The organism is Kitasatospora sp. NPDC059795 (assembly GCF_042732175.1).
Classification (GTDB): Bacteria; Actinomycetota; Actinomycetes; order Streptomycetales; family Streptomycetaceae; genus Kitasatospora.
Genome location: NZ_JBHWID010000017.1, coordinates 128,440 through 143,641, shown reverse-complemented (window position 1 = coordinate 143,641; position 15,202 = coordinate 128,440). Strand labels below are relative to the sequence as shown.

The window sequence follows — 15,202 nt, the reverse complement described above, 5'->3', positions numbered from 1 at the left end:
CGGGCGTACTGCGGCGGGAGTACGCGGGTCTGCTCCGCGCGGCCGATGGTGCGGGCCCGGGGCGCGGTTAGCCTTCCGGTATGGGAGACGTTCGGCAGCCGTGGGTGCCCGTGTGGGTGCGGGCCGGCAAGGCGGGGTGGCCGGTCTCGGCCGCCGTCGTGGTGACGGTCGTCCAGGTGGTCGGGACGACCGCGGCCGGCCGGCACCAGGGCGAACGCGTCCCGCTGGACGCCTGGGGGTACCTGCTGCTGGTGCTCGGCCCCGCGCTGCTGGTGCTGCGCGCCCGGTACCCGGCGGTCACCGTCGCCGCGAACACCGCCGTGACGGCGCTCTACCTGTGGGCCGGGTACCCGTACGGGCCGGCGTTCGTGGCGATGGTGGTGGCGTTCTTCTCGGCCGTGCAGCGCGGCCACCGGCGGGCCGCCTGGATCAGCGCCGGCAGCTTCTACCTGCTGCACCTGCTGGTGAGCTACGCCGTGCCCGCGTCCTGGCTGGGCGCGCCCGCCGGCTCGGTCGCGGGCTGGCAGGAGCTCGGCGTCACCGCCTGGCTGCTGCTGGTCTTCGTCGGCGCCGAACTGGCCCGGTTCCGGCGCGAGCAGATGGCCGCCGTGCGGGCCGCCGAGGAGGAGGCCCGGGCACGCCGCTCCGACGAGGAACGGCTGCGGATGGCACGGGAGTTGCACGACATCCTGGCGCACTCGATCTCGCTGATCCACCTCCAGGCGGGCGTCGCCCTGGAACTGCTCGACGCCCGGCCCGAACAGGCCCGGGACGCGCTCACCACCATCAAGGCGACCAGCAAGGAGGCGCTCGGCGAGGTCCGCCAGGTGCTCGGCACGCTGCGCACCCCCGGGGCCGCCGCGCCGCGCACCCCCGCCCCCGGCCTGGAACGCCTCGACGAACTGGTCGCGCAGGCCGGCCACGCGGGCCTGGCCGTCACCGTCCGCACCGAGGGCCGCGCCGGGCAGCTCGGCGCGGGCCTCGGACTCGCCGCGTTCCGGATCGTCCAGGAGGCGCTGACCAACGTCCTGCGGCACTCCACCGCCCGTACCGCCACCGTCGAACTGGCGTGGCTCCCCGGTTGGTTGGAGGTGTCGGTGGCCGACCCCGGGCCGCCCGGCGGCGGGGACGCGGGCGGCAGCGGCACCGGACTGGTCGGCATGCGCGAGCGGGCCGCCGCGTTCGGCGGCGCCGTGGACGCCGGGCCCGACGGCGCGGACGGCTGGCAGGTCCGGGCCCGGCTGCCGCTCACCGCGAAGGAGATCGACGCATGATCAGGGTGCTGCTCGCCGACGACCAGCGGCTGGTCCGGGCCGGATTCCGGGCGCTGCTGGACGCGCAGGACGACCTGGAGGTCGTCGGCGAGGCCGACGACGGCGAACAGGCCGTCGCCCGGGCCGCCGAACTGCGCCCCGACGTGGTCCTGATGGACATCCGGATGCCCCGCCTGGACGGCCTCGCCGCGACCCGCCGGATCTGCGCCGACCCCGCACTCGCCGCCGTCCGGGTGGTCGTGCTGACCACCTTCGAACTCGACGAGTACGTCTTCGAGGCGCTGCGGGCCGGCGCCGCCGGGTTCCTGGTCAAGGACACCGAACCCGGCGACCTGCTGCGCGCCGTGCGGGTCGCCGCCGACGGCGACGCGCTGCTCTCCCCGGGCGTCACCCGCCGCCTGATCGGCGAGTTCGCCGCCCGCTCCAAGGAACCGTCCACCGCCCGCCTGGACGTCCTCACCGACCGCGAACGCGAAGTCCTCGCGCTGGTCGGCCTCGGCCTCACCAACGAGGACATCGCCCGCCGCCTGGTGGTCAGCCCGCTCACCGCCAAGACCCACGTCAGCCGCACCATGGTCAAACTCGGCGTCCGCGACCGCGCCCAACTCGTCGTCGCCGCCTACGAATCCGGCCTGGTCCGGCCCGGCTGGCTCGGGTAGTACACCGGGAGTACCCGCGGTGCCGCCCGGTGGGGGACGCGGCGGGGGCGGGGCCGGCGGGACGGTGGAGGGGCGGGCAGGGGACGATCCCCGGCCCCCTTCCGAGGAGATGACTTCCGATGGTCGAACTGCTGGCCGACGGCTACGGGCACTGGCCCGGCCCCTGGGTGCTGGTGTTCCCGTTCTTCTGGCTGCTGGTCGTGGTGTTCGCCGTGCTGGTGCTGCGCCGGACGGTGTGGCGCCGCCGCGGCTGGTGCGGCGCCGGCACGGCCGAGCACGCGCCGCTGGCGGTGCTCGGACGCCGCTACGCGCAGGGCGAGATCGACGCCGACGAGTACCGCGAGCGCCGCGCCGTCCTCACCGAGGGCCAGGACACGCCCGGGGTGAAGCGATGAGCGCCGCCGCCCGGGTCGAGGACGCCGTCAAGGAGTACGGCGCGGGGGAGACCCGGGTGCGGGCCCTGGACGGGGTGAGCGTCGAGTTCGCCGCCGCCCGGTTCACCGCCGTGATGGGGCCCTCCGGCTCCGGAAAGTCCACCCTCATGCACTGCGCCGCCGGGCTCGACACCCTGAGCGGCGGCCGGGCCTGGCTCGGCGACACCGAGCTCTCGACGCTCGGCGACCGGGAGTTGACGCTGCTGCGCCGCGAACGGATCGGCTTCGTCTTCCAGGCGTTCAACCTGGTGCCGACGCTGACCGTCCGGGAGAACATCACCCTGCCGCTCGACCTCGGCGGCGCCGCCCCCGACCCCGACTGGCTGGACGCCCTGATCGACGTCGTCGGCCTCGCCGACCGCCTGCACCACCGTCCGAGCCAGCTCTCCGGCGGCCAGCAGCAGCGCGTCGCCGTCGCCCGGGCGCTCGCCGGACGCCCCCAGGTGGTGTTCGCCGACGAACCCACCGGCAACCTCGACTCCCGCAGCGGCGGCGAAGTCCTCGGCCTGCTGCGCTCCGCCGTCGACACCATGCACCAGTCCGTGGTGATGGTCACCCACGACCCGGCCGCCGCCGCATACGCCGACACCGTGCTGTTCCTGGCCGACGGCCGCCTCGTCGACACCATGCAACGGCCCACCGCCGAACGGGTGTTGGACCGCATGAAGGCCTTCGACGGACGCCGCTCCCCGGCGGCCGCCCGGTGAACGCATCCGTCCGGATCGGGACGCGCTCGCTGCTCGCCCACCGCCGCCGCCTGGTCGGCACTGTGCTGTCGATCGTCCTCGGCGTCGCCTTCCTGACCGGCACCATGGTGCTCGGCGACACCCTGCGCGCCAACTTCGACACCCTGTTCGCCGACGCCAACGCCGGCACCGACGCCGTGGTCCGCAGCGCCGACGCCCTCGCCGACCCCGCCGTCCCCGGCGGCGTCCGCGCCCCGCTCGACGCCGCGATCGTCGACCGGCTGCGCGCCGTGCCCGGCGTCGCCGCCGCCGAAGGGGCCGTCCAGGGCGCGGGCCAGCTCATCGGCGCCGACGGCAAGCCGGTCGGCGGCCAGGGCCCGCCCACCTGGGCCGGCAACTGGATCGCCGACCCGACCCTCAACCCCTACCGGCTCGCCGAAGGCCGCGCGCCCGCCGCCCCCGGCGAGGCCGTCATCAACCGCGGCGCCGCCAAGGCCGGCAAGCTGCACGTCGGCGACACCACCGTGGTGCGCACCCCCGACCCGGTGCGGATCACCGTCGTCGGCATCGCCACCTTCGGCGCGGACGCCGACGGCATGGGCCCCAGCACCTTCACCGCGCTCACCCTCGCCGACGCCCAGGCCCACCTGACACCGAACGGCAGCGGCCAGGTCTCCACCGTCCGGCTGCGCGCCGCCGACGGCCTCGGCCAACGCCAACTGGTCGAACGCGTACGGCCGGTGCTGCCCGCCGGAGTGGAGGCGCTGACCGGCGCGGACGCCACCGCGCAGTCCACCGCCGACGTCTCCGGGCGCTTCCTCGGACTGTTCACCACCCTGCTGCTGGTGTTCGCCGGCATCGCGCTGCTGGTCGCCACCTTCACCATCCACAACACCTTCGCCATCGTCACCGCCCAACGGACCCGCGAGAACGCCCTGCTGCGCGCCCTCGGCGCGAGCCGCCGGCAGGTCCTCGGCACCACCCTCGGCGAGGCACTCACCCTCGGGCTGCTGGCCTCCGCGCTCGGCCTGCTCGGCGGCTTCGGCGTCGCCGCCGGACTCAAGGCGCTGTTCGCCGCGATCGGCTTCACGCTGCCCACCGGCGGCACCGTCGTCAAACCCGCCACCGTCCTGCTGCCGCTGCTGGTCGGCACCCTGGTCGCGGCCGGCTCCGCGCTCGCCCCCGCGCTGCGCGCCGCCCGCACCGCCCCGCTCGCCGCACTGCGGGAGACCGCCGTGGACGAGGCCGCGACCGGGCGAAGTGCCCTGGTGCGGACGGGCATCGGCGTGCTGATGGTGCTCGGCGGGCTGCCGGCGCTGATCCTCGGCGCCACCCGCGGGCCGTCGCTGGCGCTGACCGTCGGCGGGGCGCTCGCCCTGCTGCTGGGCACCGTGGTGCTCGGGCCGGTCGCCGCCGCGTCCGCCGTCCGGCTGCTCGGCGCGCCGCTGCCCCGGCTGCGCGGCGTCACCGGCGCGCTGGCCCGGCGCAACGCCGCCCGCAACCCGAAGCGGACCGCCGCCACCGCCAGCGCGCTGATGGTGGGCGTCGCCGTGGTCACCCTGTTCACCGTGTTCGGCGCGTCCGTGCGGGCCACCCTGGACGACACCGTCGCCCGGTCCTTCGCCGGCGACCTCGCCGTCAGCGCCCCCGCCGCCGGGGCCGGCGGCAGCGGGGTCTCGCCGAAGCTCGCCCCCGCCCTGGCCGCCCTGCCGGAGGTCCGCGCCGCCGCGGGCCTCGGCCGGGGAGTGGCCCAGGTGGACGGCCACGGCAAGCAGTTGGACGTCGCCGACCCGGAGCAGCTGGCCCAGGTCACCGACCTCGGGCGGATCGACGGCTCGCTGGCCGACCTGGGCGCTGACGGCCTCGCCGTCTCCCGCACCGAGGCGGCCGCCCGGGGCTGGCGGGTGGGCAGCGTCGTCCCCGTGCGCTTCACCGACGGGACGGTCACGTTCACCGTCCGCGCGCTGTACCGGGGCGGCGGCGTCACCGGCGACTACCTGATCAGCCGCCAGGCCTGGCAGCCGCACCGCGTCCAGGACTCCGACACGCTGGTCGCCGTCGCCCTGAAGGCCGGGGTGAGCCTGGACGCCGGGAAGGCCGCGATCGCGCGGGTGGCCGACGGCTACGGCAACCCGCAGGTGCAGACCCGCGACGAGTACGCCGAGAGCGCCGCGTCCGGCGTCGACATGATGCTCTCGGTGGTCTACGCGCTGCTGGCGCTCGCCGTGCTGATCGCGCTGCTCGGCATCGCCAACACGCTCACCCTGGCCGTCCACGAACGCCTGCGCGAGCTCGGCCTGCTGCGGGCCGTCGGGCAGACCCGGGCGCAGCTGCGGGCCATGGTGCGCTGGGAGTCGGTGCTGGTCGCCGCGTTCGGCACGGCCGGCGGGCTGGCGCTCGGCGCGCTGCTCGGCTGGGCGCTCACCCGGGCCGCGGACAGTGCCGGGACCGGCTCGTTCGCGCTGCCCGTCGGGCGGCTGGCGATCGTCGCGCTGGTCGGCCTGGTGGCGGGCGCGCTGGCCGGGCTGCGGCCCGCGGCGAGGGCCGCCCGGCTGGACATCCTGCAAGCGGTGGCGGCGATCTGACGCTCCGTCGCGTCGTGCGGCCCCGGCTTCCCATAAGGGGAAGCTGGGGCCGCCGTAACCGTCACTTATCGTAGTCGCCTGTTACAGTGGGTGGGTGTCCGGCGGGTGCGAGGAGAGTGTGCGATGACCGTTCCGACCCTTTCGACTTCGGACGTGGACCGTTCCGATCCGGAGTACCGGGCCTGGCTCAAGGAGGCCGTCCGGCGCGTCCAGGCCGACGCGAACCGCTCCGCCGACACCCACCTGCTGCGCTTCCCGCTGCCCGCCGAGTGGGGCATCGACCTGTACCTGAAGGACGAGTCCACCCACCCCACCGGCAGCCTCAAGCACCGACTGGCCCGCTCGCTGTTCCTGTACGGCCTGTGCAACGGCTGGATCCGGCCCGGCAAGCCCGTCATCGAGGCGTCCAGCGGCTCCACCGCCGTCTCCGAGGCGTACTTCGCGCAGCTGATCGGCGTCCCGTTCGTCGCGGTGATGGCCCGCTCCACCAGCCGCGCCAAGATCGAACTGATCGAGTTCCACGGCGGCACCTGTCACCTGGTCGACAACGCCTGCGAGGTGTACGAGGCCTCCACCCGGCTCGCCGCCGAGACCGGGGGCCACTACATGGACCAGTTCACCTACGCCGAGCGGGCCACCGACTGGCGCGGCAACAACAACATCGCCGAGTCGATCTTCGCCCAGCTGCGGATGGAACCGCACCCCGAACCCGCCTGGATCGTCGCCACCGCCGGCACCGGCGGCACCTCCGCGACCATCGCCCGGTACGTGCACTACATGCAGCACGACACCATGATCTGCGTCGCCGACCCGGAGAACTCCTGCTTCTTCGACGGCTGGGTGCGCCGCGACCCCGAGGCCACCGTCCCCACCTCCTCCCGGATCGAGGGCATCGGCCGCCCCCGGATGGAGCCCTCCTTCGTGCCCGGCGCGATCGACCGGATGATGCGCGTCCCCGACGCCGCGTCCATCGCCGCCGTGCACCTGCTGGAGGCCGTCCTCGGCAAGAAGGCCGGCGCCTCCACCGGCACCGGCCTGTACAGCGCGCTCAAGCTGGTCGCCGAGATGCGGGCCGCCGGCCGCACCGGCAGCATCGTCACGCTGATCTGCGACCCCGGCGACCGCTACCTCGACAAGTACTACTCGGACGAGTGGCTCGCCGCCGAGCACATCGACCCGGGGCCGCACCGCGCCGCCCTGGAGGCGTTCCTCGCGGGCGGCGAGTGGGCGTAGCGGCCGGCGACTTGACCTAGCGGCCGGCGGTGGCGCGCTTCTCGGCGGTGCTGCGCTTCTCGGCGGTGCCGCGCTTCTCGGCGGTGCTGCGCTTCTCGGTGAGGACCAGGGCGGCGGTGGCGAGCATGAACGCGGCCGTCGCCCAGTGGACGCCGAACGCCATGGCGGTGCTGCCGTGGTGGGTCAGGATCGTGGTGCCGTCGCCGATCGGGATGAGCGCCGTGACCAGCAGCGCCCAGGCGGAGGCGCGGCGGTGGCCGAGCAGCAGCAGGGAGAGCGGGACGAGGCCGGAGACCACGTCGCGGATGCCCTTGGTGATCAGGAACATCGCGGCGTCGCCGTGCGGCCACGCCGGGAGGCCGAAACCGGGCGCGGTGGACTCCGGGGCGACGATGTAGCTGATGCCGAACCAGAGCGGGAACAGGCCGATCAGCACGGTGCCGACGGTGGCGAGGTGGAACCGGACGCGGCCGGTGGCGGGTGCGTTCGCGAGGGTGGCGGCGATGGACATGGTGGTTCCCCCAGGGTCGTGAAGTGGGCTGCGCCGCCTGTTGGTTAGCGGCGCTAGCGATGTGAACAACGCTAGACCGACGGACCGTCAGTTGTCTAGCGGTGCTAGGGTTTCGGGCATGGCTATCAAGGAGCGCAGGGCGCGCGAACGCGCCGAACGGGAACAGCTGATCGTCCGGGCCGCCCGCGAACTCGCCGAGACCGAGGGCTGGGACGCCGTCACCACCCGCCGCCTCGCCGAACGCATCGAGTACAGCCAGCCCGTCCTGTACAGCCACTTTGCCGGCAAGGACGCCATCGTGGCCGCCGTCGCCGTCCAGGGGTGCGCCGAGCTGGCCGTCCGACTGCGGGCCGCCGCAGCCGAGTTCGACGAGCCGCGGGCCGCGTTCGGGGCCGTCGCCCGGGCGTACCTGGCGTTCGCCGTCGCCAACCCCGCGCTCTACGACGCGATCTTCACCATGGCCAACCCGCTGCCGTTCGGCACCCCCGAGGCGCCCGCCGCCCTGCACGAGGCGTTCGCCGCCATCGCCGAGCCCGCCACCACGAGCGCCACCGCCGCCGGCCTCGACCCCGCCGGCTACACCGAACTCGCCTGGTCCGCCCTCCACGGCATGGCCACCCTCACCCGCGGCGGACGCCTCCGCCCCGACCTCGACCACAGCCGAATGGCCGCCTTCACCGCCGTGTTCTGACCCCCCGTCGACGCAACCATCCGGGCGCGCCGCACGTCCGGGAGGGGGATGGGCGCGCAGCGGGCGCGGCCCCGAGGAGGAGGCGCCGTGAACCTGCTGGGACGACCGGCCACCGCGAGCATCGGAGCGGTGCTCGCCGCAGGTGCCACCCTGGCCACGATCAAGATCGTCGCCAGCAGTTGGACGGGGTGCGACAGCCACCTCGAACCCGGCAGCCCGTCCGCCCTGAACGCCCTGCTCCCGGTCTGCTTCACCCTCGTCGCCGCCGGCGGCGCCCTCGCCGGACGCCTCACCCGCTGGACCGGCCTGCGCACCCGGATCCCCGAGGACCCCGAATTCGTCCGCCTCCTCGCCGTCGTCGCCGGCATCGCCACCACCGCCGTCGCCCTGACCGTCCTCCTCGCCGCCCCGGCCCAGACCTGCCCGCTCGGACCGTAGCCCGCGCCCGTACCGGCACTCTCGGGGAAACCACCGCTGGGCACTGCTCGGTGACGGTGCGTCAGCGATAGGATTGCCCACCACTGTTTCGCCGATGGAGGGGGAACCCATGGACAGGGCGTGGGAGGCTGATGTCTCCGCACCGTTCGCCAGGCGACTGGGGAAGTCGGCCGCCGAGCTGGGAACCTCCGACGGTCGCGACGAGTGCCCCGACATCTGGCAACTCGCCAACGGAGACATCGCCGTCATCGGCACGGACGCGACCGACGCCTACCGGGACCACCTGCCCGACGGCGTCCTGATCGGCGACGACGAACGCCTGGTCGTCATCCCCGGCGCGATGCTCGCCGCCGCAAAGCCGGACATCCCGGATGCCTGAGCGCCGCGCCCCGGCGCTGGTCACGAGCCGGAGCCGGTTGTCGCCGCTCGCCGTGCGGGACGGGGCGCGCCGTCTCACGGTGGGCACCCTGCCCGAGCCGGAGGCCGTCGGGCTGCTGCGGGCCGTCACCGCCGGGCACCGGCCGCCGGACGACCCCGCGAAGCTCGCCGAGCTCGCCCGGCTGTGCGCCCGACTCCCGCTCGCCCTGCGGATCGCCGCCGAGCGCGCCGCCAGCCTGCCGCACCTCGGGCTGGACGACCTGATCGCCGACCTGCGGGACGAATCCGCCCTCTGGGACGTGCTGAGCGTCGGGGACGAGGAGGAGGCGGACGCCGTCCGCACCGTGTTCGCCTGGTCCTACCGGGCGCTGCCCGAACCCGCCGCCCGGCTGTTCCGGCAGCTGGGCCTGCACCCCGGGCCCGAGTTCGGGCTGCCCGCCGCCGCCGCGCTCGCCGAACTGACGGCCGGCCGGGCCCGACAGCTGCTCGACACCCTGGTCGGCGCGCACCTCGTCGAGCAGACCGCGCCCGACCGCTACCAGTTCCACGACCTGCTGCGCGCCTACGCCGCCGACCAGGCCCAGCAGGAGGAGTCGCCGGCCCGGCGGGAGGCCGCACTCCGGCGGGTGCTCGACTGGTACCTGCACACCGCCGACGCCGCCCAGCAGTGGCTGAGCCCGGCCGAGGACCGCCTCCCGCTCGGAACGCCGGACGACGGCGTGCAGCCCCTGACCTTCGCCGACCACGACGCCGCCGTGGACTGGGCCGAACGCGACCGGACCAACCTCCTGCACGCCGTACGCGCCGCCGAAGCGGCGGGACTCGACCGGCACACCTGGCAGTTGGCCGCCGCGTCCTGGAACGCGCCCGCCCCCTCCCCGCCCGGCGCGGACTGGATCCCGGTCGGCAGCCTCGGCCTGGCGGCGGCCGAGCGGCAGGGAGACCGGGCCGCGCGGGCCCTGTTGCTCACCGACCTCGGAATGGCCTGCACCCGGGTCAACCTGCTCGACGCCGCCGAACACCACCACCGGGACGCCCTCGCGCTCTGGCGCGAGCTGGGCGACCGGGTCAACGAGGCCCACGCGCTCAACCTGCTCGGCCTGGGCCACCTGCGACGCCGCCAACTCGACGAGGCCGCCGCCCACTTCGAGCAGGCCCTCGCCGCGTTCCGGCACCTCGGCGAGGCCCAGTGGGCCACCACCGCGCTCGCCAACCTGGCCGGCGTCCACCACCACGCGGGCCGCCCCGAACCGGCCCGGTCCGCCGCCGAACAGGCCCTCGCCGCGTACCGTGCGACGGGCGACCGGCGCGGCGAGGGGAACGTTCTGCGCCTGCTCAGCGACATCCTGCGCGAACAGGGCGAGAACGGGGAGGCCTTGACGTTCGCCCAGGAAGCCGTGGAGATCGCACTGAGCCTGCGCAACCACCGGCTGGAGGCGTTCTGGCTGCTCGCCCTCGGCGACGCCCAGCAGGCCACCGGCCAGTACACGGAGGCGCTCGACGCCTACCACCGCTCCGCCGCCCTGAACCGCCGCCTCGGCGACCGCACCCGGGAAGCCCTCGCCTGGCACGGCGCCGGACAGACCCACCTCCGCCTCGACCGCCCCGACGAGGCCGCCGCCTTCTTCCACCTCGCCGCCGCCACCCACCACGACCTCGCCGACCCCTGGCACGAAGCCCTCAGCCTCGCCGGTCTGGCCCAGACCCTGCGCACTCGGGACCCGGACGCCGCCCGCACCCACTGGACGGCCGCGCTCGCGCTGCTCGCCGAGTACGGCGACCCGCGTGCGGTCCGACAGCGGGGACGGATCGAGTGTGGCCTTGCGGAGTGAGGGGCGGGCCGGTGCGTCAGTGGTCCTGCTGCCCGGAGGAGTGAGGTGAGTCGGGCTCCCGGCCCTGCTCGGCCATGGTGCGCAGCTGTTCCTTGGCCTGCTGGGCCTGACGGGTCTTTCGACGGTCCCAGGCGCGCTTGGTGACGGCTCCGCCGGCGATCAGGGCGGCCACCGCCATGGTGCCGACAGCGCCATTCCTGACGCCTCGTGTGTGGCCCTTGCTCGCAGCGGTCTTCTCGATGATCTCAATCAACTTGTCGACGCCGCCCGCGAGTTTCGCCTCTGTCACGATGTCCTGATATCTGCCCAGGTTGCTCATTCCGCATCCTCCCGAAGTCGCGTTCGTCCCCTGCCCGTTGCGCCGGTGCGCCCGGGCGGCGGCAGCAATCCTTGCACGTGGACGGCGGCGGCCGGCTCGCCCGAACGTCCGTGCTCGGCCCTGGCCTTGACCTTGACGTTGGCGGCAGGGTCGGACGATCTGTGGCATGACGAGCGAGCAGCGGATCGTCCTGGTCACCGGGGCGGGCAGTGGGATCGGACGGGCGACGGCGCGGGCCTTTGCCGAGCAGGGCGCCCGGGTGGTGGCCGTCGGCAGGGGAAGGGCGCGGCTGGAGGCAACGGCCGATCAGCGCAAGGGAATCGACGTGCTTGTCGGGGACGTGGCGGTGGACGGCGGCCCGGAGCGGATCGTCGCTGCGGTGGCGGAGCGGTACGGGCGGCTGGACGTGCTGGTCAACAATGCGGCGGTGGTGCGCAGTTCGCCGCTCGGGCAGCTGCGGCGGGAGGCGGTCGCGGAGCAGTTGGCGACCAACCTGGTCGGGCCCGCGATGCTCACGTGCGCTGCGCTGCCGCTGCTGGCGGCCGCCCGCGGGGTGGTGGTGAACGTCAGCACGTCGATCGGTCAGCGCGGCTGGCCGGGCAGTTCGGTGTACGCGGCGACCAAGGCGGGCCTGGACACGCTGACCCGCAGCTGGGCGGTCGAACTCGCCCCGCAGGGGGTGCGGGTGGTGGCCGTCGCGCCGGGGGCGATCGAGACGCCGATCGTCCGGGACCTGGGCCCGGAGCAGCTGGCCGCGCTGCGGGCCTGGCAGCTGGCGCACACCCCGGCAGGGCGGATCGGCCGGCCCCGGGAGGTGGCCTGGGCGATCACTCAACTCGCCGACTCCGCAGCGGAGTTCGTGACGGGCGTGGTGCTGCCGGTGGACGGCGGGGCGGTGGTGGCATGATCGTCCGGGTGCGGATCGGTGAACTGGCCGCCGCGACCGGGGCGACCACCCGGGCGCTGCGGCACTACGAGCAGGCGGGGCTGATCGGATCGGCCCGGGAGGCCAACGGCTACCGGGTGTACGGGGACGGCGCGGCCGTCCGGGTGCGGAACATCCGGGCGCTGCTGGCGGCGGGCCTCACCCTCGACGACGTGCAGGTGTTCCTGCCGTGTCTGGACGGCGACGTGACCAGCGGCCCGCCGTCGGGGCGGGCGCTGGCCGTCGCCCGGGAGCGGCTCGCCGTGCTGGAGCGCCGGATCGAGGCCCAGACCGCGCTGCGCGACCGCCTCGCCGCCACCCTCGCCCGGCACACCGACACCGCTCAATGCGCCCACGGGCCCCACCACTTGGGGGGAAGCGGGTCGGCCGGCCCGGAGGTCGGCTGATCGGGGTGCAGTCCGAGCCGGCGCAGCGCGTCCGCCCGGACGCGGAGGTAGTGCGTGCCGTGCCAGTGCCCGTCGTCGCGGACCCCGCACATCAGGCCGGCCTCGACCTCGCCCTCGGCGAACGGGAACCAGTCGATGCCCCGGTCACGCAGTCAAACGACGAGCTGCCGGCCGAGCCGCCGGCGCTCGCCGGTGTTCGGGTGGCGGAAGAGCGTGACCCAGCCGTCGGGGGTGTGTCCGTCCATGGCCGCCATCCTGCCCGCACGGCCGGATGGCCGCCATCCTGCCCGCACGGCCGGCAACTGCCGCGCGGAAAAAGGCGGGTCAGGACGGCAGGTCGGCGGGCATCAGGAGTTGCAGGTCCTCGGTGGTCGGGTCGGTGAGGTGCGCGACGCGGGAGGCGTGGCGTTCGATCATGCTCTCGAAGACCTGCCGGGCGGTGCGGCCGTTGCCGAAGCCGACGCCCCGGTCGAGGGCCGCGAAGTGGGCGTGCAGGGCGGACGCGGTGGCCTCGTCGAGGTGGTACTCGTGCTCGGTGGCCTGGGAACGGGCGATGTCGAGGAGCTCGTCGGCGGTGTAGTCGGGGAAGGTGACGGTCCGCGAGAAACGCGAGGACAGGCCGGGGTTGGCGGCGAGGAAGCGCTCCATCTCGGCGGTGTAGCCCGCCACGATGATCACCACCTCGTCGCGGTGGTCCTCCATCAGCTTCACCAGGGTGTCGATCGCCTCCCGGCCGAAGTCCCGCCCGCCGTCCTCCGGGGCCAGCGCGTACGCCTCGTCGATGAACAGCACCCCGCCGCGCGCCTTGTCGAACGCGGCGGCGGTGCGGATCGCGGTGGACCCGATGTGCTCGCCGACCAGGTCCATGCGGGCGACCTCCACCAGGTGGCCGCGCTGAAGGACGCCCAGCGAGGTCAGGATCTCCCCGTACAGGCGGGCGACGGTGGTCTTGCCGGTGCCGGGGGAGCCCGTGAAGACCAGGTGCCGGCGCGGCGACGGGGCCTTCAGGCCCGCGCGCTGGCGGGCCCGGCCGACCGAGATCAGGTCGATCAGCGTCCGCACCTCCTGCTTGACCGTCGCCAGGCCCACCAGGGCGTCCAGTTCGGCGAGCGCCACCTCCGCCGGGCGGCAGTCCGGGATCGGCGCGATCACGGCGGTGGACGGGGACGAGGACGCGGTCTGGACGGCGGTGGCCAGCGTCGCCAGCGGCGGCGGGGCGGGCTCGGTCGGCCGCTGTGCGGGGACCGGCGCGGCCGGCGGCGGCGCCACGTCGTCCGAGGTGCAGCCCTCCGCGACCGGGCCCGGCTCGGAGAACTCGAACCCGGCCCGGGCGTTGCGCTCCGCCCGGCAGCGCACCAGCTTCGTCCGGCAGCCGTCGATCACGTGGAAGCCGAACCCGCCGCCCTGCGACACCCGTACGGTGTCGAACTCGCCGCGGCCCTGCGCCGACACGTACACCCCGGCCTCGCTCGCGCCGCGCACCGTGCACTCGCGCAGCACCGGGTCCGCGCCCTTGGTGACGATCACACCGGTCGCGACGTCCGCGATCTCGCAGTCCGTCAGCATCCCGCCCGAACCGTGGTCGCGGAACCACAGGCCGGTGCCCGCGCCCTGGATCCGGCAGCCCGACAGGTCCGCGCTGGCCCCGCCCGACACGGACACCGCGGAGGAGCGGATCGCGGTGAACGAGCAGTCGCGGGCCGAGGCGGACGAGCCCTGGTCGAGGACGAACAGGGCGTCCGGCAGGTCGTCGAGGGCGCAGTCGACGAGTTCCAGGGCCGCGCCGTCGCTCACCCACAGCGCCGGATAGTCGCCCTGCGCCGAGTGGAACCGGCAGCCCTCCGCCAGCACCTTCGTCCCGCCGTCCCACACCGACAGCGCACCCCGGCCGAACGCGTGCACCGTGACCTGCCGCAGCGTCAGCCGGGAGCCGCCGCGCAGGTCAGCCGCGTTCTCCGGCACCTCGTGCACCCGGCAGTTGGACAGCTCCAGCTCCGCCCCGGTGTCCAGGCTCAGCCCGTTGCCGGACACCCGGTGCACCGCGCAGTCCGTCAACCGGCCCACCGCCTGCGCCTCGGCCTGCACGCCCGAGCCGCGCACCTCGTACACCTCGCAGCCCGTCAGCTCGGCCAGCGACCCCGGGTCCGCCAGCAGCACGCCCGCGCCGCCCGTGTGATGCACCTTCAGCCGCTCCGCGCGCAGCCGCGACCCCGACAGCACCGCCACACCGCTCTGGCCCGCCGCCGACACCTCGCAGTCCACCAGCTCGGCCTGCGCCTGCGCCCGCAGCCGCACGCCCAGACCGGACGGGTTCTCCACCGTGCAGTTCAGCAGCTGCGCCCGGGCGCCGTCGGTGATCTCCACGCCCACCGCGGACGAGGTCTCGATCCGGCAGTCCGCCAGCACCGCGCCGTCCGCGTGGGCCAGCAGCACCGCCGGGGCGCTGCGGTCCGAACTCTCCACCGTCAGGCCGCGGATCGTCGCGCCCGCCATCACCGTCAGCGCCGTGCCGCCGCGCACCGCGCTCTCCGGCGGCGAGATCCGCACCGTGCCCGGCCCCTGCTCGGCGACCAGCGTCACCGGCTTGTCGACCACCACCGCCTCGCGGAACAGCCCGGCCCGCACCGTCAGGGTGTCACCCGGCTCGGCCACCTCCAGGGCCTCGCGGAGCGTCGCGTACTCCCCGCTGCGCCGCCGCCACCGGGAGGCGCTGTCCTGCGTGACCCGGACCCTGAGCTCACCCATGACGATCTGTCATCCCCGCCTTCGTCGAGTGCGTGCGAGACGCTGCGCGATCGCCCCCACCGTAGCGCGAGGGGCGGACCGGACC

Annotated in this window: 15 protein-coding genes; 12 read left to right on the top strand and 3 right to left on the bottom strand. The window is 74.8% G+C overall.

The annotated features are described in order from the left end of the window. The first annotated feature begins 80 nt into the window (after positions 1 to 80). The 6 genes from ACFV4P_RS29560 (at position 81) to ACFV4P_RS29535 (ending at position 6,871) form a co-directional block, all read left to right on the top strand. Positions 81 to 1,274 (top strand): sensor histidine kinase, encoded by a 1,194-nt coding sequence (locus ACFV4P_RS29560; RefSeq protein WP_380476294.1) that lies wholly within the window; start codon positions 81 to 83, stop codon positions 1,272 to 1,274. After that, positions 1,271 to 1,933, top strand: a complete 663-nt coding sequence (locus ACFV4P_RS29555) for a response regulator transcription factor (RefSeq protein WP_073815866.1) — start codon at positions 1,271 to 1,273, stop codon at positions 1,931 to 1,933. Before ACFV4P_RS29560 ends, ACFV4P_RS29555 begins: the two co-directional genes overlap by 4 nt. Positions 1,934 to 2,052: 119 nt before the next feature. After that, positions 2,053 to 2,328 carry an SHOCT domain-containing protein gene (locus ACFV4P_RS29550; protein ID WP_073815867.1) on the top strand — a complete coding sequence of 92 codons (276 nt, stop codon included), beginning with the start codon at positions 2,053 to 2,055 and terminating at the stop codon, positions 2,326 to 2,328. Further along, positions 2,325 to 3,074: an ABC transporter ATP-binding protein gene (locus ACFV4P_RS29545; protein WP_380476292.1), complete on the top strand. Its 750-nt coding sequence runs from the start codon at positions 2,325 to 2,327 to the stop codon at positions 3,072 to 3,074. The genes ACFV4P_RS29550 and ACFV4P_RS29545 overlap by 4 nt, the downstream gene beginning before the upstream one ends. After that, positions 3,071 to 5,638: an FtsX-like permease family protein gene (locus ACFV4P_RS29540; protein WP_380476290.1), complete on the top strand. Its 2,568-nt coding sequence runs from the start codon at positions 3,071 to 3,073 to the stop codon at positions 5,636 to 5,638. Before ACFV4P_RS29545 ends, ACFV4P_RS29540 begins: the two co-directional genes overlap by 4 nt. A gap of 123 nt (positions 5,639 to 5,761) precedes the next feature. Next, positions 5,762 to 6,871 (top strand): PLP-dependent cysteine synthase family protein, encoded by a 1,110-nt coding sequence (locus ACFV4P_RS29535; protein ID WP_380476288.1) that lies wholly within the window; start codon positions 5,762 to 5,764, stop codon positions 6,869 to 6,871. A gap of 16 nt (positions 6,872 to 6,887) precedes the next feature. Here ACFV4P_RS29535 and ACFV4P_RS29530 read toward each other — a convergent pair whose 3' ends face one another. Beyond that, positions 6,888 to 7,382: a DUF4267 domain-containing protein gene (locus ACFV4P_RS29530; RefSeq protein WP_380476286.1), complete on the bottom strand. Its 495-nt coding sequence runs from the start codon at positions 7,380 to 7,382 to the stop codon at positions 6,888 to 6,890. A gap of 118 nt (positions 7,383 to 7,500) precedes the next feature. On the opposite strand from ACFV4P_RS29530, the gene ACFV4P_RS29525 reads away from it, so the two are divergent. The 4 genes from ACFV4P_RS29525 (at position 7,501) to ACFV4P_RS29510 (ending at position 10,721) form a co-directional block, all read left to right on the top strand. Continuing rightward, positions 7,501 to 8,073, top strand: a complete 573-nt coding sequence (locus ACFV4P_RS29525; RefSeq protein ID WP_380476284.1) for a TetR/AcrR family transcriptional regulator — start codon at positions 7,501 to 7,503, stop codon at positions 8,071 to 8,073. An 87-nt stretch (positions 8,074 to 8,160) separates the two neighbouring features. Beyond that, a complete protein-coding gene (locus ACFV4P_RS29520) occupies positions 8,161 to 8,511 on the top strand; it encodes a hypothetical protein (protein WP_380476282.1) in 351 nt (116 codons plus the stop codon). A 109-nt stretch (positions 8,512 to 8,620) separates the two neighbouring features. Continuing rightward, positions 8,621 to 8,890 carry a hypothetical protein gene (locus ACFV4P_RS29515; protein WP_380476280.1) on the top strand — a complete coding sequence of 90 codons (270 nt, stop codon included), beginning with the start codon at positions 8,621 to 8,623 and terminating at the stop codon, positions 8,888 to 8,890. After that, complete coding sequence (locus ACFV4P_RS29510) at positions 8,883 to 10,721, top strand: tetratricopeptide repeat protein (RefSeq protein WP_380476278.1); 1,839 nt, start codon at positions 8,883 to 8,885, stop codon at positions 10,719 to 10,721. Before ACFV4P_RS29515 ends, ACFV4P_RS29510 begins: the two co-directional genes overlap by 8 nt. 16 nt (positions 10,722 to 10,737) lie before the next feature. Here ACFV4P_RS29510 and ACFV4P_RS29505 read toward each other — a convergent pair whose 3' ends face one another. Next, positions 10,738 to 11,040 carry a hypothetical protein gene (locus ACFV4P_RS29505; RefSeq protein ID WP_380476276.1) on the bottom strand — a complete coding sequence of 101 codons (303 nt, stop codon included), beginning with the start codon at positions 11,038 to 11,040 and terminating at the stop codon, positions 10,738 to 10,740. A gap of 166 nt (positions 11,041 to 11,206) precedes the next feature. On the opposite strand from ACFV4P_RS29505, the gene ACFV4P_RS29500 reads away from it, so the two are divergent. Further along, positions 11,207 to 11,947, top strand: coding sequence for an SDR family NAD(P)-dependent oxidoreductase (locus tag ACFV4P_RS29500; protein ID WP_380476274.1), 741 nt, complete (start codon positions 11,207 to 11,209; stop codon positions 11,945 to 11,947). Between the two features lie 8 nt (positions 11,948 to 11,955). After that, positions 11,956 to 12,372 (top strand): MerR family transcriptional regulator, encoded by a 417-nt coding sequence (locus ACFV4P_RS29495; protein WP_380476340.1) that lies wholly within the window; start codon positions 11,956 to 11,958, stop codon positions 12,370 to 12,372. A 324-nt stretch (positions 12,373 to 12,696) separates the two neighbouring features. Here the strand turns inward: ACFV4P_RS29495 and ACFV4P_RS29490 are convergent, their stop codons facing one another. Then, the gene (locus ACFV4P_RS29490) at positions 12,697 to 15,117 is read right to left on the bottom strand and encodes a right-handed parallel beta-helix repeat-containing protein (protein ID WP_380476272.1); all 2,421 of its coding nucleotides are present in this window, start codon (positions 15,115 to 15,117) and stop codon (positions 12,697 to 12,699) included. Between the last annotated feature and the right edge of the window lie 85 nt (positions 15,118 to 15,202).